General features: G+C 59.5%; 19 protein-coding genes. 5 read left to right on the forward strand and 14 right to left on the reverse strand.

Going from position 1 to position 20628, the window contains the following annotated elements; translation table 11 throughout:
• Positions 1 to 74 precede the first annotated feature (74 nt).
• From ACS1BR_RS06690 to disA, 3 genes are read left to right on the forward strand one after another with little or no spacing between them, the layout of a single operon-like run.
• Positions 75 to 1400 carry an FUSC family protein gene (locus tag ACS1BR_RS06690; RefSeq protein ID WP_463561182.1) on the forward strand — a complete coding sequence of 442 codons (1326 nt, stop codon included), beginning with the start codon at positions 75 to 77 and terminating at the stop codon, positions 1398 to 1400.
• A gap of 58 nt (positions 1401 to 1458) precedes the next feature.
• Complete coding sequence (gene radA / locus ACS1BR_RS06695) at positions 1459 to 2853, forward strand: DNA repair protein RadA (RefSeq protein WP_463561183.1); 1395 nt, start codon at positions 1459 to 1461, stop codon at positions 2851 to 2853.
• A gap of 47 nt (positions 2854 to 2900) precedes the next feature.
• Positions 2901 to 3947 (forward strand): DNA integrity scanning diadenylate cyclase DisA, encoded by a 1047-nt coding sequence (disA, locus tag ACS1BR_RS06700; protein WP_463561259.1) that lies wholly within the window; start codon positions 2901 to 2903, stop codon positions 3945 to 3947.
• A 9-nt stretch (positions 3948 to 3956) separates the two neighbouring features.
• Here the strand turns inward: disA and ACS1BR_RS06705 are convergent, their stop codons facing one another.
• Positions 3957 to 4727, reverse strand: coding sequence for a hypothetical protein (locus ACS1BR_RS06705; protein ID WP_463561184.1), 771 nt, complete (start codon positions 4725 to 4727; stop codon positions 3957 to 3959).
• 75 nt (positions 4728 to 4802) lie between these two features.
• Between ACS1BR_RS06705 and ACS1BR_RS06710 the strand changes: the two genes are divergently transcribed.
• The gene (locus tag ACS1BR_RS06710) at positions 4803 to 5768 is read left to right on the forward strand and encodes an HhH-GPD family protein (protein WP_463561185.1); all 966 of its coding nucleotides are present in this window, start codon (positions 4803 to 4805) and stop codon (positions 5766 to 5768) included.
• A gap of 105 nt (positions 5769 to 5873) precedes the next feature.
• Here ACS1BR_RS06710 and ACS1BR_RS06715 read toward each other — a convergent pair whose 3' ends face one another.
• The 11 genes from ACS1BR_RS06715 to ACS1BR_RS06765 form a co-directional block, all read right to left on the reverse strand.
• Positions 5874 to 8531 (reverse strand): ATP-dependent Clp protease ATP-binding subunit, encoded by a 2658-nt coding sequence (locus tag ACS1BR_RS06715; protein ID WP_463561186.1) that lies wholly within the window; start codon positions 8529 to 8531, stop codon positions 5874 to 5876.
• A 195-nt stretch (positions 8532 to 8726) separates the two neighbouring features.
• Positions 8727 to 9080: a histone-like nucleoid-structuring protein Lsr2 gene (locus ACS1BR_RS06720; protein WP_463561187.1), complete on the reverse strand. Its 354-nt coding sequence runs from the start codon at positions 9078 to 9080 to the stop codon at positions 8727 to 8729.
• Between the two features lie 195 nt (positions 9081 to 9275).
• Positions 9276 to 9491, reverse strand: coding sequence for a hypothetical protein (locus tag ACS1BR_RS06725; RefSeq protein WP_463561188.1), 216 nt, complete (start codon positions 9489 to 9491; stop codon positions 9276 to 9278).
• 99 nt (positions 9492 to 9590) lie between these two features.
• The gene (gene lysS, locus ACS1BR_RS06730; protein ID WP_463561189.1) at positions 9591 to 11105 is read right to left on the reverse strand and encodes a lysine--tRNA ligase; all 1515 of its coding nucleotides are present in this window, start codon (positions 11103 to 11105) and stop codon (positions 9591 to 9593) included.
• 41 nt (positions 11106 to 11146) lie between these two features.
• Positions 11147 to 12091 carry a pantoate--beta-alanine ligase gene (gene panC / locus ACS1BR_RS06735; RefSeq protein WP_463561190.1) on the reverse strand — a complete coding sequence of 315 codons (945 nt, stop codon included), beginning with the start codon at positions 12089 to 12091 and terminating at the stop codon, positions 11147 to 11149.
• Positions 12092 to 12109: 18 nt separating this feature from the next.
• Positions 12110 to 13000 carry a Rossmann-like and DUF2520 domain-containing protein gene (locus ACS1BR_RS06740; RefSeq protein ID WP_463561191.1) on the reverse strand — a complete coding sequence of 297 codons (891 nt, stop codon included), beginning with the start codon at positions 12998 to 13000 and terminating at the stop codon, positions 12110 to 12112.
• Between the two features lie 39 nt (positions 13001 to 13039).
• Positions 13040 to 13567: a DUF3180 domain-containing protein gene (locus ACS1BR_RS06745; protein ID WP_463561192.1), complete on the reverse strand. Its 528-nt coding sequence runs from the start codon at positions 13565 to 13567 to the stop codon at positions 13040 to 13042.
• The gene (folK, locus tag ACS1BR_RS06750) at positions 13564 to 14070 is read right to left on the reverse strand and encodes a 2-amino-4-hydroxy-6-hydroxymethyldihydropteridine diphosphokinase (RefSeq protein WP_463561193.1); all 507 of its coding nucleotides are present in this window, start codon (positions 14068 to 14070) and stop codon (positions 13564 to 13566) included. The genes ACS1BR_RS06745 and folK overlap by 4 nt, the downstream gene beginning before the upstream one ends.
• Complete coding sequence (gene folB / locus ACS1BR_RS06755; protein WP_463561194.1) at positions 14067 to 14480, reverse strand: dihydroneopterin aldolase; 414 nt, start codon at positions 14478 to 14480, stop codon at positions 14067 to 14069. Before folB ends, folK begins: the two co-directional genes overlap by 4 nt.
• 258 nt (positions 14481 to 14738) lie before the next feature.
• A complete protein-coding gene (gene folP, locus ACS1BR_RS06760) occupies positions 14739 to 15626 on the reverse strand; it encodes a dihydropteroate synthase (RefSeq protein ID WP_463561195.1) in 888 nt (295 codons plus the stop codon).
• Positions 15627 to 15630: 4 nt separating this feature from the next.
• Complete coding sequence (locus tag ACS1BR_RS06765; protein ID WP_463561196.1) at positions 15631 to 16188, reverse strand: TetR/AcrR family transcriptional regulator; 558 nt, start codon at positions 16186 to 16188, stop codon at positions 15631 to 15633.
• Positions 16189 to 16370: 182 nt separating this feature from the next.
• On the opposite strand from ACS1BR_RS06765, the gene ACS1BR_RS06770 reads away from it, so the two are divergent.
• The gene (locus ACS1BR_RS06770) at positions 16371 to 17699 is read left to right on the forward strand and encodes an NtaA/DmoA family FMN-dependent monooxygenase (RefSeq protein ID WP_463561197.1); all 1329 of its coding nucleotides are present in this window, start codon (positions 16371 to 16373) and stop codon (positions 17697 to 17699) included.
• A gap of 79 nt (positions 17700 to 17778) precedes the next feature.
• On the opposite strand, the gene folE is transcribed toward ACS1BR_RS06770, so the two are convergent.
• Entirely contained in the window at positions 17779 to 18348 is a 570-nt protein-coding gene (gene folE, locus ACS1BR_RS06775; RefSeq protein ID WP_463561198.1) for a GTP cyclohydrolase I FolE, read from the reverse strand.
• Positions 18348 to 20501 (reverse strand): ATP-dependent zinc metalloprotease FtsH, encoded by a 2154-nt coding sequence (ftsH, locus tag ACS1BR_RS06780; RefSeq protein WP_463561199.1) that lies wholly within the window; start codon positions 20499 to 20501, stop codon positions 18348 to 18350. The genes folE and ftsH overlap by 1 nt, the downstream gene beginning before the upstream one ends.
• Positions 20502 to 20628 lie beyond the last annotated feature (127 nt).

Consider the following 20628-nt stretch of genomic DNA (forward strand, 5'->3'; position numbering starts at 1 on the left):
AAATAATGCCCCGCGGTAAACGACTCCTTAACTCTGGCCCCTGCCGGAAGCTTTAATTCTTTAAACTGGGAGGTATGGCTTTCTCCGATTCTCTCCGCTCCTTGACCGGGCAAGCGGTCTCCCGCTACCGCACGGGGATGGCCCGCGTGCGTGAGGGCTTCTTCCAGTCCCTTCAGATTGTTGTCTCCGGTATCGGCGCTTACGCCTTTGCCGAGGCTATCCTCGGCCATCGGGAACCCATTTTTGCGGCCACCGCCGCCATTGTCTCGCTAGGATTTGTGCGTGGAGCCACGCACGCCCGCCGTATGCTCGAAGTGACACTGGGGGTCACCCTGGGCATTTTGATTGGTGACGCTCTGATGCTGGTGCTCGGCCGCGGCCTGTGGCAGGCGGCTATCGTGCTTTTTATTTCTATTCTGGTGGCCCGATTTCTAGACAACGGTATTATCTTCACCATTCAGATGGGTCTGCAATCATGCCTGGTGGTGCTCATGGCCCCCACCGCCGACGGCCCCTTTGCCCGCAGCCTCGACGCCATTGTCGGCGGTATTTTTGCTTTTCTCATGATGTTTCTTTTCCCCAAAGACCCCCGGGTGGCCCCCCGAGTCAACGCCCTGAAGCTCATGAACGCCTACAGCGCGGTACTCAACCAGTCGGTGAAGGCTATGCGCGCCTACAGCAGCGACCTGGCTCAGGAAAACCTGGAGAGGGCACGCAGGCTCCAGGGCCTCTACGATGCCGCCGACGGCGATGTTGTTACCGCCAAGGGAATGGCGCAAATTTCTTTACTGGGCAAAAACCGTCTCAGGGAGCTTGAGGAGTTTTCGGCAACACTCAACGCCGTCGACCTGGCCATTCGTAACACCAGGGTGCTGGTGCGCCGGATGGCCTCAACCATCGGCAACGTGCAAATATCCGAGACGGCCATAGAATCTATCTCCGACACCCTCCAGCAGATCAGCGGAGCTACCGCCCTGCTCGGCGAGGCCATGGCCGCACCCGACCAGCAGGTGCGTGAAGCCCTCAAAAGCCGCGCCCAAAACGACCTTGTGCAGGTTGCTCAAACCCTGGACCCGGCACTCATGGGGGTTCGCACCATGGAGGCAGAATCTCTGGTGCTCATGATCCGCCCTCTGGTGATCGACCTGCTCGAGGCCACCGGGCTCCCCGCAGAGGAAGCCGGCAGTATTCTCATTCCCCTGGGTGAGTCCATGACCGAACACGCACCGAGGACCAGCGGGATCCGGCAGGTGGCGCCGGCGCAGACTCCGCGCATCACCATCACCGCCGCTGCGGATAGCACCGATGACACCGACGGCGAAGAGCTGGACTCGCTGGCGCCCGACGACACCCGGGCACTCAATGTTGTGTTGCGATCCGACCAGCACAAGCGCAAGTGATCTCAGCGCGTGGAAAAATCACCCTACAGTGTCGTAGCCGGCCTCTAAGATTGGTCTTATGGCTTCTCGTAAAACATCACGTACTACCGTCTACAGGTGCACCGAGTGCGGCTGGAGTACCGCCAAGTGGGTTGGTCGGTGCGGTCAGTGTCAGCAGTGGGGCACGGTTGAGGAAACCGGGGCGGGCAGTGCGCAAACGGTGGCTGCCAGCTCGGTGAGTTCACCGGCACAGCCTATCGGGCAGGTTGACCCCGCCCTTGCCCGCTATATGCCAAGCGGCAACCCCGAGCTTGACCGGGTGCTGGGTGGCGGGCTGGTCCCCGGGGCAGTGGTTCTGATGGCCGGGGAGCCCGGGGTCGGAAAGTCAACCCTTCTTCTCGACGTGGCCGCCACCTTTGCCCGTAGCCGGCAGAGCGCAAACAGATCCCACGTTCTCTATATCACCGGCGAAGAGTCCGCCGCGCAGGTGCGGCTACGAGCAGATCGCACCGGCGCTCTCGCCGAAACTCTCTACCTGGCCGCAGAAACCGATCTCGCCGCGGTCCTTGCCCATATTGAGCGGGTAGATCCGGGGCTACTTGTCCTCGACTCGGTGCAAACCCTGGCCTCGGCAGAGGTGGAGGGGAGCGCCGGGGGGCCAACCCAGGTGCGCGAGGTGGCCGCCTCAATCATTACCGCGGCCAAGCAGCGCAACATGTGCACCCTGCTGGTGGGACACGTGACCAAGGAGGGCAGTATCGCCGGGCCTCGTCTGCTGGAACACCTGGTCGATGTGGTTTGCCAGTTTGAGGGCGATAAGCACAGCCGGATTCGTATGTTGCGCGCCGTCAAGAACCGCTACGGCCCCACCGATGAGGTGGGCTGCTTCGACATGGCAGAAGACGGTATTGTGCCGGTCACCGACCCCTCGGGGCTGTTCGTCTCGCGCACACCGCACCCGGTCTCTGGCACCTGCCTGACCGTCACCATGGAGGGGAGGCGCCCTCTGCTCGCCGAGATTCAGGCACTCCTTGACCAAGCCGGGGGGCCTCAGCCGCGCCGGGCAACCTCCGGCCTGGACAGCTCGCGCATATCGATGTTGCTTGCCGTGCTGCAAAAAAGGGCCGGGTTCAATGTCGGTAAACTCGACTGCTATATTTCCACCGTGGGCGGGGCGAAAATTACCGAACCGGCTCTCGATTTGGCCGCGGTGATGGCGCTGGCCTCGGCCGCCCAGGATAAGCCTCTACCCCGTAAGCTGGCTGTTTTCGGGGAGGTGGGACTTGCCGGAGAGGTACGCGCCGTACCCGGTATACGGCAGAGAATATCGGAGGTGGCCCGCCTGGGTTTCACCCACGTGCTCGTGCCGGCCTCCCCCGCCGGGGTGGGCGAGGTACCCGCCGGGGTTACCGTACGGGAGGTCTCCTCAGTCTCCGAAGCTCTCGCCCTCCTTTTCCCGCAGGGCGAGCGATAAACCTTGGGTAAGATGGTTACGTGCCCACCCTCTATAGCGACTCTCTCATGAAAACCCTGGCCCAGATAGCTCCCGGAACAGAACTGCGCGAAGGAATTGATAGGATTCTGCGCGGCCGTACCGGGGCACTCATCGTTTTGGGCAAGGACAAGACGGTTCAGGCCATGGAGTCAGGCGGGTTCACTATCGACACAGCTTTCTCCGCCACCCGTCTACGAGAACTTGCCAAGATGGATGGCGCTATCGTGTGCAACCGGGAGGTGACCACGATTCACACGGCCGGAGTGCAGCTTCTTCCCGATCCCAGGATCGAAACCCACGAGTCGGGTACCCGCCACCGTACCGCCGAGCGGGTGGCTCTACAAACCGGTTTTCCCGTTATTTCGGTGAGCTCATCCATGTCGATGATTACCGTCTACGTTGACGGTATTCGCTACACGGTGGAGAACACCCAGACCATTATGAGCCGTGCCAACCAGGCGATCCAGACACTGGAGTCTTATACCAAGCGTCTGGGGCAGGTGCTTCATTCTCTGTCGGCGCAGGAGATTGAGGCGAGCGTTACCCAGCGCGATGTTGCCGCGACCCTTCAGCGGATGGAGATGGTCCGCCGGATTTCGGCCGAGGTCAACAACTATGTGCTGGAGCTTGGCACCAGCGGCCGGCTGATTGCACTACAGCTGGACGAGCTTACCCAGCCGGAGCAGCCCGGAGCAGATATTATTCTGCACGACTACCTGCCCGCGCGGCTGGAAGATAGGCGCGAGGTCGGGGCTGCCCTGGCCTCCCTGGAGTCCCTGGAGGACAGGGATATTGTTGACCTCCCCACCATCGCTGCGGCCACGGGGCTACCCGGTGACAACATGGAGTCTCCCCTTTTCCCACGGGGCTACCGTCTACTTGCCGGGGTGGAGTCTATGCCCGGTGCCGTGGTGGACCGCCTGGTGGAGCGTTTTGACGGTCTTCAGGGACTCATGGCGGCAACCCTCGACGACCTTCGAGCGGTCGAGGGTATTGGCGGACAGCGGGCCCGGGTGATCAGGGAGTCGCTGTCACGGATGGCAGAGTCTTCCCTGCTGGAACGCTTTATGTAGGGCGGCCCGCTAGCCGGTCACGATTATTCTGGTCGGCTGAGACGGCACACCGTTGACCGTTGCTGTCACCCAGTAGTAGCCGGGCTGGATGCTCTGGTTTCCACCGCAGCCGAGGGCGTTGATAGAGCGGTCCCAGGTGATTACCTTTGTTTCGCTTGCTCCGGCCGCAAGCTCTGCGGCCTCTCCTTCAGGCTGCCGGCACATGGAGTAGTTGTAGACCTGGGCGGGCCCCGAGGTGATGTTGATGTCAACATTGTGCTGCCCGGTCTCGCCCACGGTACAGGGATCTCCCGAGGTGTTGGTGTAGGTAACGACGATAGCCGGGTTTTGCCCTGCGGTGTAGGAGTTCTGGTCGAGGCTGAGGGAGATCTGCATGTCGGCGGAAGTGCAGGATACCGGCTCGACCTGCGCGCTCTCCTGCGGGGTTGCCTCCTCGGTGGCCTGGGCGGTTTCGGTGGTTTGAGCTGTACCTTCGGTTTCAGCGGGGGCGGACTCGCTCGGTGTAGCGGTTCCTGTCTCCGAGCTCTCGGCGGTTTCTGACGGGCTGGCGCTGGCCGACGACGACCTGGCCGAGAAATCACTAAAGGGCTCTGTTGAGGTGGTTGCCCCGGCGGTGCTTGCGGTCTCCCCCTCCGGGGCCGGGCGGAAGAGCGCGACAGCACCCCAGATAATAAGTAGAAGGATGACCAGTGCGATCAGCATCGCAACAATACGACGTTTCCGATAGACTTCGGGAGTGGGCTCATCGCTGTAGGGCTCTTCGAAACCGTTTTCAGACATGTCTCTAGGGTACCGGTTTTGTGGGCTCTTGTGTGGATTTTCTCTTCGTCAGAAAAAATCGTCTACAGTGATAAAATGCCGTCCACTAGAGCAAACACCGATCATCACCGCCCACACTATACATTCCTTCACCAGAATATAATCTCCTGGTACCGAACACACGCCCGAGACCTCCCCTGGCGGGCCAGCGACCGCAGCGGTTGGGGGGTCATGGTCAGCGAATTCATGCTTCAGCAAACCCCCGTCAACCGCGTTTTACCTGTTTGGGAACAGTGGATGGAACGGTGGCCCACCCCCGCAGATCTGGCAGCAGCTGACCCATCCGAGGCGGTCCGCGCCTGGGGCCGGCTGGGCTATCCGCGACGGGCACTGAGACTTCATGCCGCGGCCCGGACGATCGTCAGCCAGCATTCCGGCGAGGTCCCGGAATCCTACGACGACCTGCTGGCCCTACCCGGTGTTGGCTCCTACACCGCGGCCGCAATCACCGTTTTTGCCTTTGGGCACCGGGCAACGGTTATTGACACCAATATTCGCCGGGTCTTTGCCCGCGCCGTCTCCGGTCAGGCCCTACCGGCCAGGTCGCTCACCGCGGCTGAAACCCGGCTGGCCGAGGAGCTCATGCCCGGGGACCTGCAAGAATCTGTGATCTGGAATGCGGCCACCATGGAGCTGGGTGCCCTCGTGTGTACCGCAAAATCGCCGCGGTGCGATGTCTGCCCGGTACGTTCCCGCTGCGCCTGGCTGGAGGCGGGGCAGCCTCGGGCGGAGTACACTCCGCGCGGGCAGGCATGGGCCGGAACAGACCGGCAGCTTCGCGGGGCCATGATGGCGGTGTTGCGCGCGGCAGAGAATCCCATCGATCAGCGTATCCTACTCTCCGGCGGCAGGGCTGACATCGGCCTTCCCCGCGACATTGTTCCGGCGGTTGACAACCTGAGAAAGCTCAACTCCCCGCAAGAACAGCTCCACCGCTGCTTTGAGGGTCTGCTGGCCGACGGTCTTGCCCGGCAGGTGGGTGCCACCACGGTATCCCTTTAGGGGCCGACGGTGCAACACACGCGGGGCCGGTGCCAACAGTACTGTTGGCACCGGCCCCGCTGTAGAGATGCTAGAGAATTTCTCGCATACGCGCCCTGAGGCAGCCTAGAAGTCGTCGCGGTTCTGTCCCGCGCTTGACCCCGGCCCTCTCTCGGTCACGGGCTGCACCTGCTGGTCGTCATCGGCCTGAAGCTCAGCGGCCTCATTGACCACCGCGGCTTCGGGCTCCGCCGGCAGCGGCTCGGAGTCCTGGTTCTCGTAGGCGGAAAAATCCATAGACTTCTCCAGCTCGCTCATGGGCTGCGAGGAGAACGTGAACGTGGCCAGTTCCCCCTCACCCACGCTATCAACCGTAATCTTCTCACCCGGCTTGATCTCGCCAAAGAGAATCTTCTCGGAGAGTACATCCTCAATGTTGCGCTGCATCTCGCGGCGCAGCGGGCGGGCACCCATCGAAGGATCGTAACCCTTGGCAGCCATCAGCGCCTTGGCGGCATCGGTCAGCTCAATACTCATGTCCTGCTCAGCCAGACGCTTGGCCAGACGCCCCACAAAGAGGTCAACAATCTGAAGGATCTCTTTCTCGTCAAGCTGCGGGAAGACAATAATATCGTCAACGCGGTTGAGGAATTCGGGGCGGAAGTGCTCCTTGAGGTCCTCCATCACCCGCGCCTGCATCCGCTCGTAGTCGCCTTCGAGGTCACCAACACCCTGAAAACCCACGGGCACCTTGCGCGCCATATCGCGAGAGCCCAGGTTGGTGGTCATAATAATCACCGTATTCTTGAAATCGACCACCCGGCCCTGCGAGTCGGTGAGCCTGCCGTCTTCAAGGATCTGAAGTAGCGAGTTGAAAAGATCGGCGTGCGCCTTTTCAACCTCGTCGAAGAGCACCACAGAGAAAGGCTTGCGGCGCACCTTCTCGGTCAGCTGGCCGCCTTCCTCAAAGCCCACATAGCCGGGAGGGGCACCGAAGAGACGGGAGACCGTGTGCTTCTCCTGGTACTCCGACATATCCAGCGTGATCAGTGCGGACTCGTCGCCAAAGAGGAATTCTGCCAAAGCCTTGGCCAGCTCCGTTTTACCGACACCGGTGGGGCCTGCAAAGATGAAGGATCCGCCGGGACGGTTGGGGTCCTTGAGCCCGGCCCGAGTGCGCCGAATCGACCGCGCCAGCGCCTTAATCGCGTTGTCCTGACCGATCACTCGCTTGTGCAGCTCGTCCTCCATCTTCAGCAGACGGCCGGACTCCTCCTCCGTAATCTTGTAGACGGGGACACCGGTCGAGGCTGCCAGCACCTCAGAGATCACCTCGGGGGTCACCTCTCCAAAGGCGTCGCCGTCCTCACGCCACTTCTTCTCTTTCTCCTCTTTCTCACGGGTCAGCTTCTGTTCCTTATCGCGAAGATCCGCCGCCTTCTCAAACTCGTTGTCGGAGATGGCCACCTCCTTCTGCGATTTCAGCTTGCCGATCCGCTCTTCAAGTATCTTGATCTCCGGCGGGGCGGTCATACGCTTGATACGCAGGCGGGCACCGGCCTCATCGATCAGGTCAACCGCCTTGTCGGGCAGAAAACGGTCAGAGATGTAGCGGGCCGAAAGGTTAACCGCAGACTCCAGTGCCTCATCGGAGATAGAAACCCTGTGGTGGGCCTCGTACTTATCGCGAACACCCTTGAGAATTTCAATGGCCAGAGCCTGCGAGGGCTCATCCACCTGAATAGGCTGGAACCGGCGCTCCAGGGCAGCATCTTTTTCGATGTGCTTGCGGTACTCGTCCAAGGTGGTGGCGCCGATCGTCTGTAGCTCACCGCGGGCGAGCATGGGTTTGAGAATGGAGGCGGCATCAATTGCGCCCTCCGCTGCGCCGGCACCCACCAGGGTGTGAATCTCGTCGATAAAAAGAATAATGTCGCCGCGGGTGCGGATCTCCTTAAGCACCTTCTTCAGCCGCTCTTCAAAGTCACCGCGGTAGCGGGAACCGGCTACCAGCGAACCGAGATCCAGGGTATAGAGGTGCTTATCCTTGAGGATTTCGGGTACGTCCCCGTGCACAATTGCCTGCGCTAGCCCCTCCACCACCGCGGTTTTACCCACACCGGGTTCACCGATGAGCACCGGGTTATTCTTGGTTCGACGCGAGAGAACCTGCATCACTCGCTCCATCTCGGTGTGCCGGCCAATCACCGGGTCAAGCTTACCCTCGCGGGCAGCGGCGGTGAGATTGGTGCCGAACTGGTCCAGGATCGCCGAACCGGCGGGGGTCCCCGCCTTGGACTGGCCCGCGCCCACACCGGCGGTCTCCTTGCCCTCACCGCCGTTTCCGGGGTAACCAGAAATCATGTCGGTCACGGTCTGACGCACCTTAGCGGGATCAGCCCCAAGCTTGCTGAGCACCTGGTTGGCCACCCCCTCGTTGGCCCGTACCATGCCCAGCAGAATATGCTCGGTACCGATATAACCGTGGTTGAGCTGGATCGCCTCCCGCATGGAAAGCTCCAAAACCTTCTTGGCCCGGGGAGTAAAAGGGATATGTCCGCTGGGTGCCTGCGGTCCGGGCCCAATAATATCCTGTACCTGCTCACGCACCGCCGACAGGGTAACCCCCAGTGATTCCAGGGCGCGGGCGGCAATTCCCTCGCCCTCGTGAATCAGCCCCAGCAGCAGATGCTCCGTGCCAATGTAATTGTGGTTGAGCATACGCGCTTCTTCCTGCGCCAGAACCACCACGCGCCGAGCACGGTCGGTAAATCGTTCAAACATTGAACACTCCTAACAAACCTAACGTTAGGAAAAAGATTACGCGGCTTTAACGGCAGTGAGTGCGCTGTTCGCACGGGGTGAAAGCCCATCAGCACACACATTAAGCCCTGAGCAATTTTCTGCTTAAACCCCGGCACCTCACACAAAAAGGAGGGGGCGCCCACCAGACGCCCCCTCCACTATAATCCTCTGGGTTTAGAGGCTATTCTTGTACTTCTGCGAAGCATAGTATTTATCCTGAATATCCTGGTGGATACGGCCGCGGTCGGATACCTCGTAGCCGTTGTCCTTAGCCCACTGGCGGATGACAGAAGTTTCGGGATTACGCTTGGTTGCACCATTACCCTTAGTTGCGGTGCGGCCGGTGGTACGGTTCTGCACACGGCGTGCTTTTGCCGCAAAAGGACGAATTGCATCGCGCAGGCGAGCCGCATTGGCGCTGGAAAGGTCAATCTCGTATTGACCCCCGTCCAGGCCAAAACGCAGGGTTTCGTCGGCGGGACCACCATCAAGATCGTCTTCAAGAATAATCTTTACTTTTTGAGCCATAGCTGTCTCCTCATCATTTATATTCCGACTCCCATTCGGCAGGCACAATAAGCATAGAACACAGGTGCTTTACCCCCGGTGCGCCAACCCCTGAACGGGAAGAATCCGCTCACTAGATTACTAGCTCGATACCGATAATAGCAATAAAAACACAAAATAAAAAATAAATGCGATTAGCTATATAGGTATATATGGTTATTTAGTATCTTTATGATATTTGGTGGATTTTTCACCGAACGGATCCCTGGTGCCCCGAGATTTTTTCACCCTTTCATACCACTGCTCCGCATCCAGCTGAGAATTCTTTTGGGCCTCACGCTCGGTACGATCCGCCCGGTTGATCCAGCGCAGGATAAAATACAAAACAACGCCCGCAAACAGCGAAGGAATAATGGCAATAAGATAATCCACCTGAGCTCATTTCTTCTGACGACAACCTGAATCAAGCATACGCCGAAAAAGCTAAATGTCGACGAGCCGGGCACAAGCTGCACCCCGCACGCAAAACCCCTAGCCGGCCTCCGGTTTCATCAGCGGAAAAAGAATGGTCTCGCGAATACCCGCACCGGTAAAGAGCATCACAAGGCGGTCAATACCCAGCCCAATACCCCCCATGGGCGGCGCCCCGTATTCAAGAGCACGCAAGAAATCCTCGTCGAGCTGCATAGCCTCGTCGTCGCCGTCGGCGGCCATACGCGACTGTTCCAGCAGCCGCTGTCGCTGGATCACCGGGTCGATCAGCTCAGAAAAAGCGGTACCCCGCTCCATACCCCCAATAATCAAATCCCAGGCTTCAATCACACCGGGTTCGCTGCGGTGCGGGCGGGCCAGCGGCTGAGCCAGCGGCGGATAGTCATAGACAAAAGTGGGGTTAACCAGGGTGGGTTCAACAATTTCACCGAAAAGCTCAATCACCAGCTTCTGCTCGCCCCAGGCGGGGTCCACCGCAACCCCCTGCTGCTCGGCAATTTCACGCAGGGTCTTGGCATCGGTCTCGGGAGTGATCTGTACCCCTACCGCCTCAGACAGGCCGGGATACACCGAAATCCAGGCCCACTCACCGCGAAGATCAACGGTACCGGCCTCGGTCTCAATCTCATAGATCCCTAACGAATCGGCACAGGCCATGATGATCTCCTGCATACGCCGAGCCATCACAAACTGGTCAGCATATGCCTCGTAACACTCCAGGGTGGTGAACTCGGGGCTGTGCGTAGAATCTATACCCTCGTTGCGAAAGACCCGACCGATCTCGTACACCCGCTCAATACCACCCACCTGAGCCCGCTTCAAAAAGAGCTCGGTGGCGATACGCAGGGTCATCTTCTGGTCAAAAGCATTGAGGTGAGTCTCAAAGGGGCGGGCCGTAGCACCGCCGTGCACCAGCTGCAAGATCGGAGTCTCAATCTCAACGTACCCGTGGCTGTTGAGCACATCGCGAACAATCTGTGTAATCCTGGCACGCTTAACCACAATATCGCGGGCCTCCTGCCGCACCATAAGGTCGAGATAGCGCTGCCGCACCCGGGTCTCCTCATTGAGATCTTTGTGCAGGGTGGGCAGAGGCCGCAGAGCCTTAGAAGCCATCTGCCAGCTATCGGCCATCACCGACAGCTCGCCCCGGCGGGAAGAAATCACCTCGCCGTGCACAAAAACATGGTCACCCAAATCGACCAGGGCCTTCCAGTCGGCCAGCACCTGCTCACCCACGCCGGCCAGGGAAACCATCACCTGAATCCGCTGACCGTTACCCTGCTGTAGGGCGGCAAAGCAGAGCTTGCCCGTATTGCGAATAAAAACCACGCGCCCGGCAATACCAACAATCTCACCGGTGGTCTCGTCAGCCTCAAGCTTACCCTCGTACTTGTTGCGCACCTGCTCAATCGTGTGGGTGATAGCAACCCCCACAGGGTATGCCTGACGGCCGGATTCAAGCAGCCTAGCCCGTTTTTCCAGGCGAATCTGCATCTGCTCGGATCTCTCAGAATTTGCGGATGTCTCGGGGGCGGTGCCCCTCTCATTCATAGTCACTATAAAAACCTAACGGTTAGTAGATAATACGACGGCTAAAGCAGTTCCATATTGTCGATGAGCCGGGTTTCACCCACGTAGGCGGCAACCAGTGCAAGAATCTGCTGTGAATCAGCAGTTGGCTCCTCAAAAGTTACCGGGTCAACCACCTCAAGGTAGTCAAGGCGCACACCCTCGGTGGAGTTAATACGCTCCCGAGCGGGCTGCAGATCGATGTCCCGAACCTGCTGACCAAGAAGCTGCTCACGCAACAGGGCCAGGGTTCGCGAAATAACCAGGGCACTCTCCCGCTCAGTCTCCGATAAGAAACGATTGCGTGAGGATATTGCCAGGCCGTTGTCCTCGCGGACCACAGCCACCGGTTTGATAGTTACCCGGTGGCTAAAATCAGAAACCATGCGCTGCACCAGCGACAGCTGCTGGGCGTCCTTTTGCCCAAAATACGCATTAAAAATATAGCCCACCGCAGCCGGTCGCAAAATATTAAAAAACTTGTTAATCACCGTGAGCGCCCCGTCAAAATGCCCCGGTCGGGTACGGCCCTCAAACCGGGAACCGAGCGGTCCCGCAGAAACACTAATACGCGGTTGACCACCGGGATAGATCTGCTCCACGTCGGGGGCAAAAATAAAATCGGCACCGGTCTCCGCCGCCAACTCAGCATCCGCCTCAAGGGTGCGCGGATACTTCTCAAAATCTTCGTGGGGGCCAAACTGTAGAGGGTTGACGAAAATAGAAACAACAACCACATCGTTTTGCTCGCGAGCGCGGCGGATCAGTGTAGCGTGCCCCTCGTGCAGGGCCCCCATGGTCGCCACGTAGCCCAGGCTGGCTGTGCGTGCCGGCTGTGCCTCGTTTTCCGCTTGCCGGTCAATTTCCGCTTGAGCCGCACCCAGAGAGTCGTCTACCCTAGCTTGGATATCTTCAATAGATCGAATAATTTCGGGACTTGCCGTCACGGTAGTGAGCGATCCTTTCATTGTTAATGACTGAAATTTTTAGTCAAGCGCGGCGCGTATTTGCGCCATCTGGTCGTCGGTCAGCGCACCGGCGGCATGTGCCCGCTGTGCGGTGGCGCGGGCTACAGCCAGGTAGGCTGCCGCGATATCTTCAGCATTTTCCTCGCGTGCAAACCCGGCCAGTTCTTCTCTGTGGGCACGCACCGTCTGCGCGTCTCCCCGCGCTATGGGGCCTGTCAGAGCTCTTTCTCCCGAGGCAAGCGCGTTATCTAGAGAGGCTCTCAGTAAGGGTTCCAGCAGACGAGCAGAATCTTCAACACCCAGAGAGTTAAGAATCTTCAGGGCCTGGCCGGTGAGAGTCGCACAGTGGTTGGCAGCGTGGGTGAGCGCTGCGTGGTAAAGCGCCCTGTCCCCCTCCGCAATAATAACCGGTTCTGCCCCCATTTCCACGGTGAGCGCCTGGGCTATAGGTAAAAACGGGGCGGGGCCGGTTACCGCAAAACTGGAGTTTTTGATCCGGGTGAGGTCCAGCGACAGTCCGGTAAAGGCCATGGCCGGGTGAATCGCCAACCCAACGGCACCGCGAGCACGGGCCGCCTCAAGCACCCCGACCCCAAAGCGGCCACTAGTGTGAATAACGATGTGGCCCTGCTGCCAGGATCCGGTCTCCGCCAGACCTGTGACCAGTCCGGGCAGGGCGTCGTCGGGCACGGCAAGCAAAACCACTTCGCTACGCTCAACGATATCGTGGACTGTCAGCAGGGGCACCCCGTCAAGAAGGCTCTGCGCTCGATCTTGAGATTCTTCGGAAACCGCGTGTACACCGACAATGGAGTGCCCGGCAGCCCGCAGAGCAGCACCGAGCACCGCCCCAACTTTTCCGGCGGAGATAATCCCGATGCCCAGGCGTGAAGGTTGTGAAGAGTTCATTAGTCTCAAGCTTACACGGCAGATTTTTGCGCCGTCGGTTTAGCTCTCCCTCGCATAGCCCCTGTTCTCCCGCGGATTAACCGGCATCTGGGCGCCGGTATCGGTGTCCTCGGGGTCACCGGGTGGAATCTTGCACATGTTCTCTACCGCAAGGCCCACCGCCACCATCACAGCTGCCGCCACACAGTCTGCAATTACCTGCAGCAGGGGGTCCCACATCAGCCGCACCCGGAAAAGGGAGATCTGGTAGACCAGTAGGGCCAGGTGCCAGCCACCCAGAAGAACCCCCGTGTAGGCGCAAGCCTGAGCGAAAACCGCGGTGCGGGCGGCAAGGAGCGGATTCATTCGCGGAACATCCCGGCGGCGATCATACGACTGGTACTTGCGCACCTGAAGCCCCAGCCACAGGGCAATACCCGAAAAGAGCAGGCTAAAAATGAGCATTGTTGCCGCCGGTAGTTGCAGCTGGGGCCCCTGCAGCGCCAGACTCACACCGTTGAGAATGGCACCCGCCGCAAAGGCAAGTACAGCAACAAGCACCAGTACCCGGACCCGGAGCTGTTTCATCGGCACACCACCGGCGCATCCAAGAACTCACGGATACCGGAGGCGTCTGCGGCCCGCTCAGCAAGCTCGGCCACCGATAAACCTCCCAGCATCGCCGACGAATCCATGCGGGCCCAGGGAACCAGCACGAACGCACGCTGACCGGCAAGCGGGTGCGGCAGAGTAAGCTCGGGTTCATCCATCTCAAGGTGAGCATAGGTAATCATGTCAATATCCAGGGTACGCGGCCCCCACCGCACTTGGCGAATACGGTGGTGCTTTTTCTCAACGCTCTGGCAGTATCTCAGCAGGTCAAAGGGACGCAGATCGGTCTCCACCTCCACCACCATGTTGAGGAAGTCCGGCTGATCGGCCGGCCCACCCACGGCAGCGGTAACCGCTATCGGCGATACCTTGTGTAGCTCAATACGCGCGTGACTGCACAAATCCACAACGGCTCGAATCAGTGTTTCTTCCCGGTCACCCAGATTAGAACCGAGGGCGAGAACCGCCGTGACTGTCATTCCTTCTCCCGGAATATTGTGACCGAAACATCGGAGAAGGTCACCTCTATCGGCGCCTTCGGTTTATGCACCGTCAGCTCGACGGCAAGCAGCGGAAACCTCTCCAGCACCTCGGTGGCCACCCTCTCGGCAAGGGTCTCGATCAGGTTCAGCGACTCCCCCGTGATCACATCCCGAATACACTCGGCGACCTCGGCGTAGTTGATCGTGTGGCCGACGTTATCGGTGGCGGTTGCGCGACTGAAGTCGGTAAACATGGTGATATCGACAAAAAAGGGCTGACCGGTCTGTTTCTCGGTATCGAGAACACCGTGGTAGCCCACGCAGCCCACACCGGTGAGAGCTATGCGGTCAGCATATTTGAGATTCCCGGTGTGTCCCCGGTTCTGGCCAGCTGTCTGAAGAGCCACGGTAGTCCTCATCTCATTGTTGCTGTTCTCCCTTTACCTAGTTCATTATCCCCACTGTGTCGGCGGGACTTCTCTTTGTTAAGCATTGTTACGGCTTATCGGCGGGTCTATCAGCACCGGAAGGATAACCTACCGTCCCGCTCATTCGGGTAGGTTTTTAGCGGTTTTTACGCGCAACCGACCGGCAAATCAGCCCGGTTTACCAGCAGCTGCCAGAGGCAAACATCACAGCAATATTTTATCTTTGGGGCCTACCCGCTATCTCGTGCCGCCACTCTGCTTTACCCGCTGTACCACCGCAATAGAATCCGCAGACTCCCGCACCGCGTGGACCCGCACCGCCCAGGCACCGGCCAGAGCCGCCAGGGTAGAGATAGCGGCTGTTGCCGCATCCCGCCCTTCAGCGGGCCGCGGCGGTACCGCCGATCCGGCCCGGCGCTCGTCCTCTCGCCCCGTAAGGGCAGCGATAAAACGCTTCCGGGAGGCGGCAACCAGCACGGGGTGACCGAGCGTCCTCAGTCTCTCTATACCGGCAATCAGATCCCAGTTATGGTCTTCAGCCTTAGCAAACCCCAGGCCGGGGTCGATAATGATCCGACCGGGATCAACACCGGCGCCCACAAGTCTGCCCCGCAGTTGCTGAAGCTCACCCGTTACTTCAGCCAGCGTGTCGGTGTAGGTTGCCCGCTTATCCATGGTGGTCGAGTCCCCGCGGGCATGCGTCAGAACGTAGGGGACCTCGAGTTCCGCCACGGTCTTGGCCATAGCCTCGGTGAGATTCATACCCGAGACATCGTTGACGATTTTAGCCCCGGCCGCCACCGCCGCATACGCGGTCTCGTGGTTGAGCGTATCCACGCTCACCACCGCACCCTCTGCCGCCAGCTCACGGATTACCGGAAGGATACGCCTCTGCTCCTCAGCCACACTCACACGCACGGCACCTGGCCGGGTAGATTCCCCGCCCACATCAATAATATCGGCACCGGATGCGAGCATAGCACGGGCGTGGGCGAGCGCGTCGGGCACCGCTAAGTATTGCCCGCCGTCCGAAAAAGAATCGGGGGTTACATTGAGAATTCCCATGACCAGGGTGCGGTCGGTGGGCAGGTTATGGAGAAAACCGTGATGCTGAGGGGGGGTCATGTTTTTAGGCTAGCACCTCGCTGGATAGCCACCCCTTTTCTAGTAGGTCTAGCATGGATTCGGCATCATCAGCGGAGACGTTATGGCTAGCCCAGGCTAGCCCTAATACTGCGTTGTAAAGCACGGCCCCGGTGAGCTCCTCCCGCAGGTGCCCATCAGCACGGGCTTGCCGAATGAGGTTGTCCATACTGGCAATGACATGAGAACAGTGTATTCCGAGGGGGGAGGAGTAGTTTCCCGTGCTCGCTTCTAGCAGGGGGAGAGCCAAATCTTCATAGGAGCGCACCCAGCACCAGAGAGAGGATATCCACAGACGAAGGGCTGAGAGGGAGTCGGGGGCGTCTTTAAGAAGGTGCTCCAGGCTGGGGAGCTTGCTGTCGTGCGTGTCTAGAATTTCTGCGATCAGGGCTTCTCTGTCAGGGAAGTGACGGTAGAGGGTTCCTGCTCCTACCCCAGCGGTCTTGGCGACGGCATCCATGGAGAATTGAGCCCCGACCTGGTTCATGAGGTTCAGGGCTGCTTCGAGGATTTTTTGGCGGTTTTTCTGGGCGTCAGCGCGCATTGGTTTCCTTGAGTTCCGGCTAATTTTGCTAAATGGAGAGTTCATCCGTATAGTAGCAGACGTAAACGGAGTGAATCTCCAGATACGGGGTTGGGGAGCGGCAGGACCCCCGATCTTCTCCACAACCGGAACATTCACCCCACTAAAAAATAAGAAGACAAAACCACGTAAGGAATACAAACATGTCAAAACCAGAAAAAATGATTATCGGCCTCGCAGGCTTCGGATTCGCCGGAACACAGGCCCGAGCTTGGCAGCTGCCCGAATCCACGTCAAAGATCTACCCCGACTTTGAAGGGCATATCCAGGCAGCACAGCTAGCAGAAAAAGGTAAACTACACTTTCTCTTCTACGGCGACTTCCCCGGAGCATTTCCAGCTAGCAATGAAGATGCTCCCCATATGGTCCCGGATCCGGTGGTCTCTATCGCCGCCACCGCACCCAAGACCTCACACATCGGTTTTGCGTCCACCGTTGCCACCGAATGGCACGCACCCTTCACCGTAGCCCGCCAGTTCAAGGCTCTGGATATTTTCACGGGAGGCCGCCTAGCTCTCAACGCCGTCACCGGGTCCAACCCTCAAACAGCCGCCCTCTACGGAAAAACTATTCCCTCTAGTGCTCAGCGCTACGGCCGCGCCCAAGAATTTCTAGACATAGTCCAGTCTCTCTGGGGCTCCTGGACCCCTGAAACAAGCCTGGCTGCTGACGGCAAAAGAATCTTTGCAGACTACAGCAAACTAGAAAGACTCAACCTTCGGGGAAACCACCTTCAGGTGCAGGGCTCTCTTCCTATTCCACCCACCCCTCAAGGCCAACCGGTTATCTTCCACTCCGGTGGATCACCCCGCAGCATTGCCTTCGCTGGCCGCTACGCAAGTGTCTACATCACCGAAGTCTGGACCCCCGAAGAGGCGGCTCGGCAGCGGCAAGAACTGCGTGAGGCAGCCAAAGAAGCAGGCAGAGACCCGGATAAGGTCAAATTCATCGCCGGTCTCATGTTCACCCTCGCGGATAGCAAGCGTGAGGCCCTGGACCGTCACGCCTACTTCATGGAACCCAAATACGATCAGCAGCTACGCTATCTCAGCGTTTTCTTCAACTCGCCCCTCACCGAAGACGATCTAGACAAGCCTCTACCCCGGGAAGTTATTGAAAGAGCCCGCTACCAACAGGTAGGCGACCCCCGGCAGGAGATCGCCCTCAAGGTAGCCGCTCAAGGCTGGAACCTTCGAGACATCATCAACCACTCAGTTATTGACTACCATCCCGCGGTTCTGGGCGATGCACAAGAAATAGCCCGGCACATGCAAAGCTGGTTTCAGGCTGGAGCCGCCGACGGCTTCTGGCTTATCCCCGATACACACGCTATAGACCTCAAACGCTTTGTCCACGAGGTGGTACCCATTCTTCAGGAACGAGGACTCTTTCACCGGGACTATGAGGGTAGCACCCTACGCGAAAACCTGGGACTCAAAGACCAGTACGGCTCACCCTTCCCAGATCGGTAACACCGGTGTAAAAACCGCGAGAGACAAAGGGCGGTGGATACCGCGGTATCCACCGCCCTTCATCCAGAAAAAGTAGGGCCTAGTGCTTACTCATGATCAGGCTCATCGCCTCGGCCCGGGTGCTCTCCGCCCGCAACTGGCCCCGCACCGCAGAGGTCACCGTCTTGGCACCGGGTTTACGCACCCCGCGCATCGACATGCACAGGTGCTCACCCTCGACCACCACTATCGCGCCGGCCGGCCTCAGGTTCTCCTCGATAGCCTCCACAATCTGGGTTGTCATACGCTCCTGCACCTGGGGACGCTGCGCATAGAGATCCACCACCCGAGCAAGCTTGGATAACCCGGTCACCTTCCCTTCCCCGCCGGGGATATAGCCGATGTGGGCGAGCCCAAAAAAGGGCACCAGGTGATGCTCGCAGGTCGAGTAGAAGGGAATATCCTTGACCAGCACCAGCTCAGAGTGATCAATATCGAACGTGGTTCCCAGTATCTCCTGCGGGCTGCGGCCCATACCCGCAAACATTTCCTCGTAGGCGCGAGCAACCCGCGCCGGGGTCTCCTTGAGTCCCTCCCGGTCGGGGTCCTCCCCAATCGCATAAAGAATCTCGCGAACCGCCGCCTCAACCCGGGGCCGGTCAACCGCCACTAGCGCCCACCGTCCCAGGGATTATCAATGTCATCGGCCGAGGGCCGCTGCGGACCGTCCGCCTGAGGGCCCAGGCCGGGGCCCGGGTTAACGTCGGTTACCGGCTTGGTCTCAGCAGACGTATCGGGTTCCACCACCGGCTGCTGCACAATCACCTCGGTGGGCTCCTCCCCGGCGGGCTTGGCCCGATCTATCATTTCCGACGGCGCCTTAACCGGGGGAATGGTTGAGGGTTCACGATTCTGCTTGGAATACCAGTAGGAACGCTCATCGCGCTTACGCACACTCGAGAAAATCTCCTTCAACTCGGGTTCAAGCAGGGTTTCTTTCTCCAGCAGAGCGTAGGCCAGGCGGTCCAGGACGTCGCGGTTATCGCGTAAAATCTCGTAGGCTTCGTCGTGGGCCTGCTCCAGCAGAGCGTAAACCTCCCGGTCAACCGTGTACGCCATCTCGTCGGAGTAGTTGTTTCCGCCGGCACCTGCCCCGCCCAAGAAAGGATCCGTCTCCTGGGGCGCCAACCGCACCGACCCCACCTTGGCGCTCATCCCGTATTCGGTCACCATCTTGCGGGCGGTATCGGTGGCCTTCTGAATATCGTTGGAGGCACCGGTCGAGGGGTCGTGGAAGATCAGCTCCTCCGCAGCCCGGCCACCCATGGCGTAGGCCATCTGGTCCAGCAGTTCGTGGCGGGTAGTCGAGTATTTATCATCTTCGGGCATCACCATGGTGTAGCCCAGGGCGCGCCCGCGGGGAAGGATTGTAATCTTGGTGACCGGGGCCGAGTTACGCAGAGCCGCGGCAACCAGGGCGTGGCCGCCCTCATGGTAGGCGGTCACCTTACGCTCGTGCTCGTTCATAATGCGTGACGACCTCTGCGGGCCCGCCATAACCCGGTCAATGGCCTCGTCAATAGCGCGCTCATCAATCACGTTTCCGCCGTCGCGGGCGGTCAGCAGGGCCGCCTCGTTCATGACGTTGGCAAGATCGGCTCCGGTAAAGCCGGGGGTACGCTTGGCCACCGACCCCAGATCAACCCGCCGGTCAATGGGCTTACCCGCCGCATGCACCTCAAGGATACGCTGGCGGCCTTTCAGGTCGGGGGCATCCACACCCACCTGACGGTCAAAACGGCCGGGACGCAACAGGGCCGGGTCAAGCACGTCGGGGCGGTTGGTTGCGGCGATAACGATCACATTGGAGGTGCCGTCAAAGCCGTCCATCTCCACCAGCAGCTGGTTGAGGGTCTGTTCACGCTCGTCGTTGCCGCCGCCCATGCCCACGCCGCGCTGGCGGCCCACCGCATCGATCTCATCGACAAAGATGATGGCGGACCTGTTCGATTTTGCCTCCTTGAAGAGGTCACGCACGCGGGAGGCGCCCACGCCCACAAACATCTCCACAAAGTCGGAACCGGAGATAGAGTAGAAGGGCACCCCGGCCTCGCCGGCAACCGCCTTAGCCAGCAGTGTTTTACCGGTGCCGGGAGGGCCATATAGCAGCACACCCTTGGGAATTTTGGCGCCCAGGCGGGTGAATTTTTCGGGTTCGGCGAGGAACTCGCGCACCTCTTCAAGCTCGGCCAGGGCCTCGTCGACACCGGCAACATCGGAGAACCGCACGGTGGGGTTGTCTTTGTTGAACTTTTTAGCCCGAGACTTAGAGAAGTTCATGATCTGGGATCCACCGCCGCCCATACGCGACATCAGGAACCAGAAGATCGCCACCATAATCAGTAGGGGCACCAGGAAGGACAGCATGGAGGTGAACCAGTTGGTCTGGACCGGCTGATCGGTGTAGGAATCCAGGCCGGCACCGTCCATGGCCGTCACCACGTCATCGGCCCGCGGCTGAACATAGTAGAAGGTGAGGTTCCTCCCCAGGTTCTGCCCCTCGGGTGAGGTGTAGTCTTCGGCGAGCTCCAAGTCCACCTTCTGGTCGCCGTCATATATCTTGGCGCTGGTCACCTTGTCGTCGTTGAGCAGGCCAATACCGACGCTCGTGTCAACACGGTTAGAGCCACCAAAGAGGCTACCCATCGACATCGAAACGAGCACGATAACCAGAATAAGACCAAAGAACCAGGGGCTAGAAACGAGCTTGCTGAAGAAGCCCTTCTGATTCGACTCCGGGTTGTAATTGGTGTTTTGCGCCAAGTTAAAAGTCCTCCACAAACTGGCGGTATGCCGCCGAGCAACGATCGCGCATTGGACAACACACGACTATAAATCGCACACTAATTTACTCGGTCTCGCTGAAAGTGCGCTCCAAGAAATGGGCGTT

It is taken from the genome of Rothia sp. 18CD1-1, assembly GCF_055285355.1.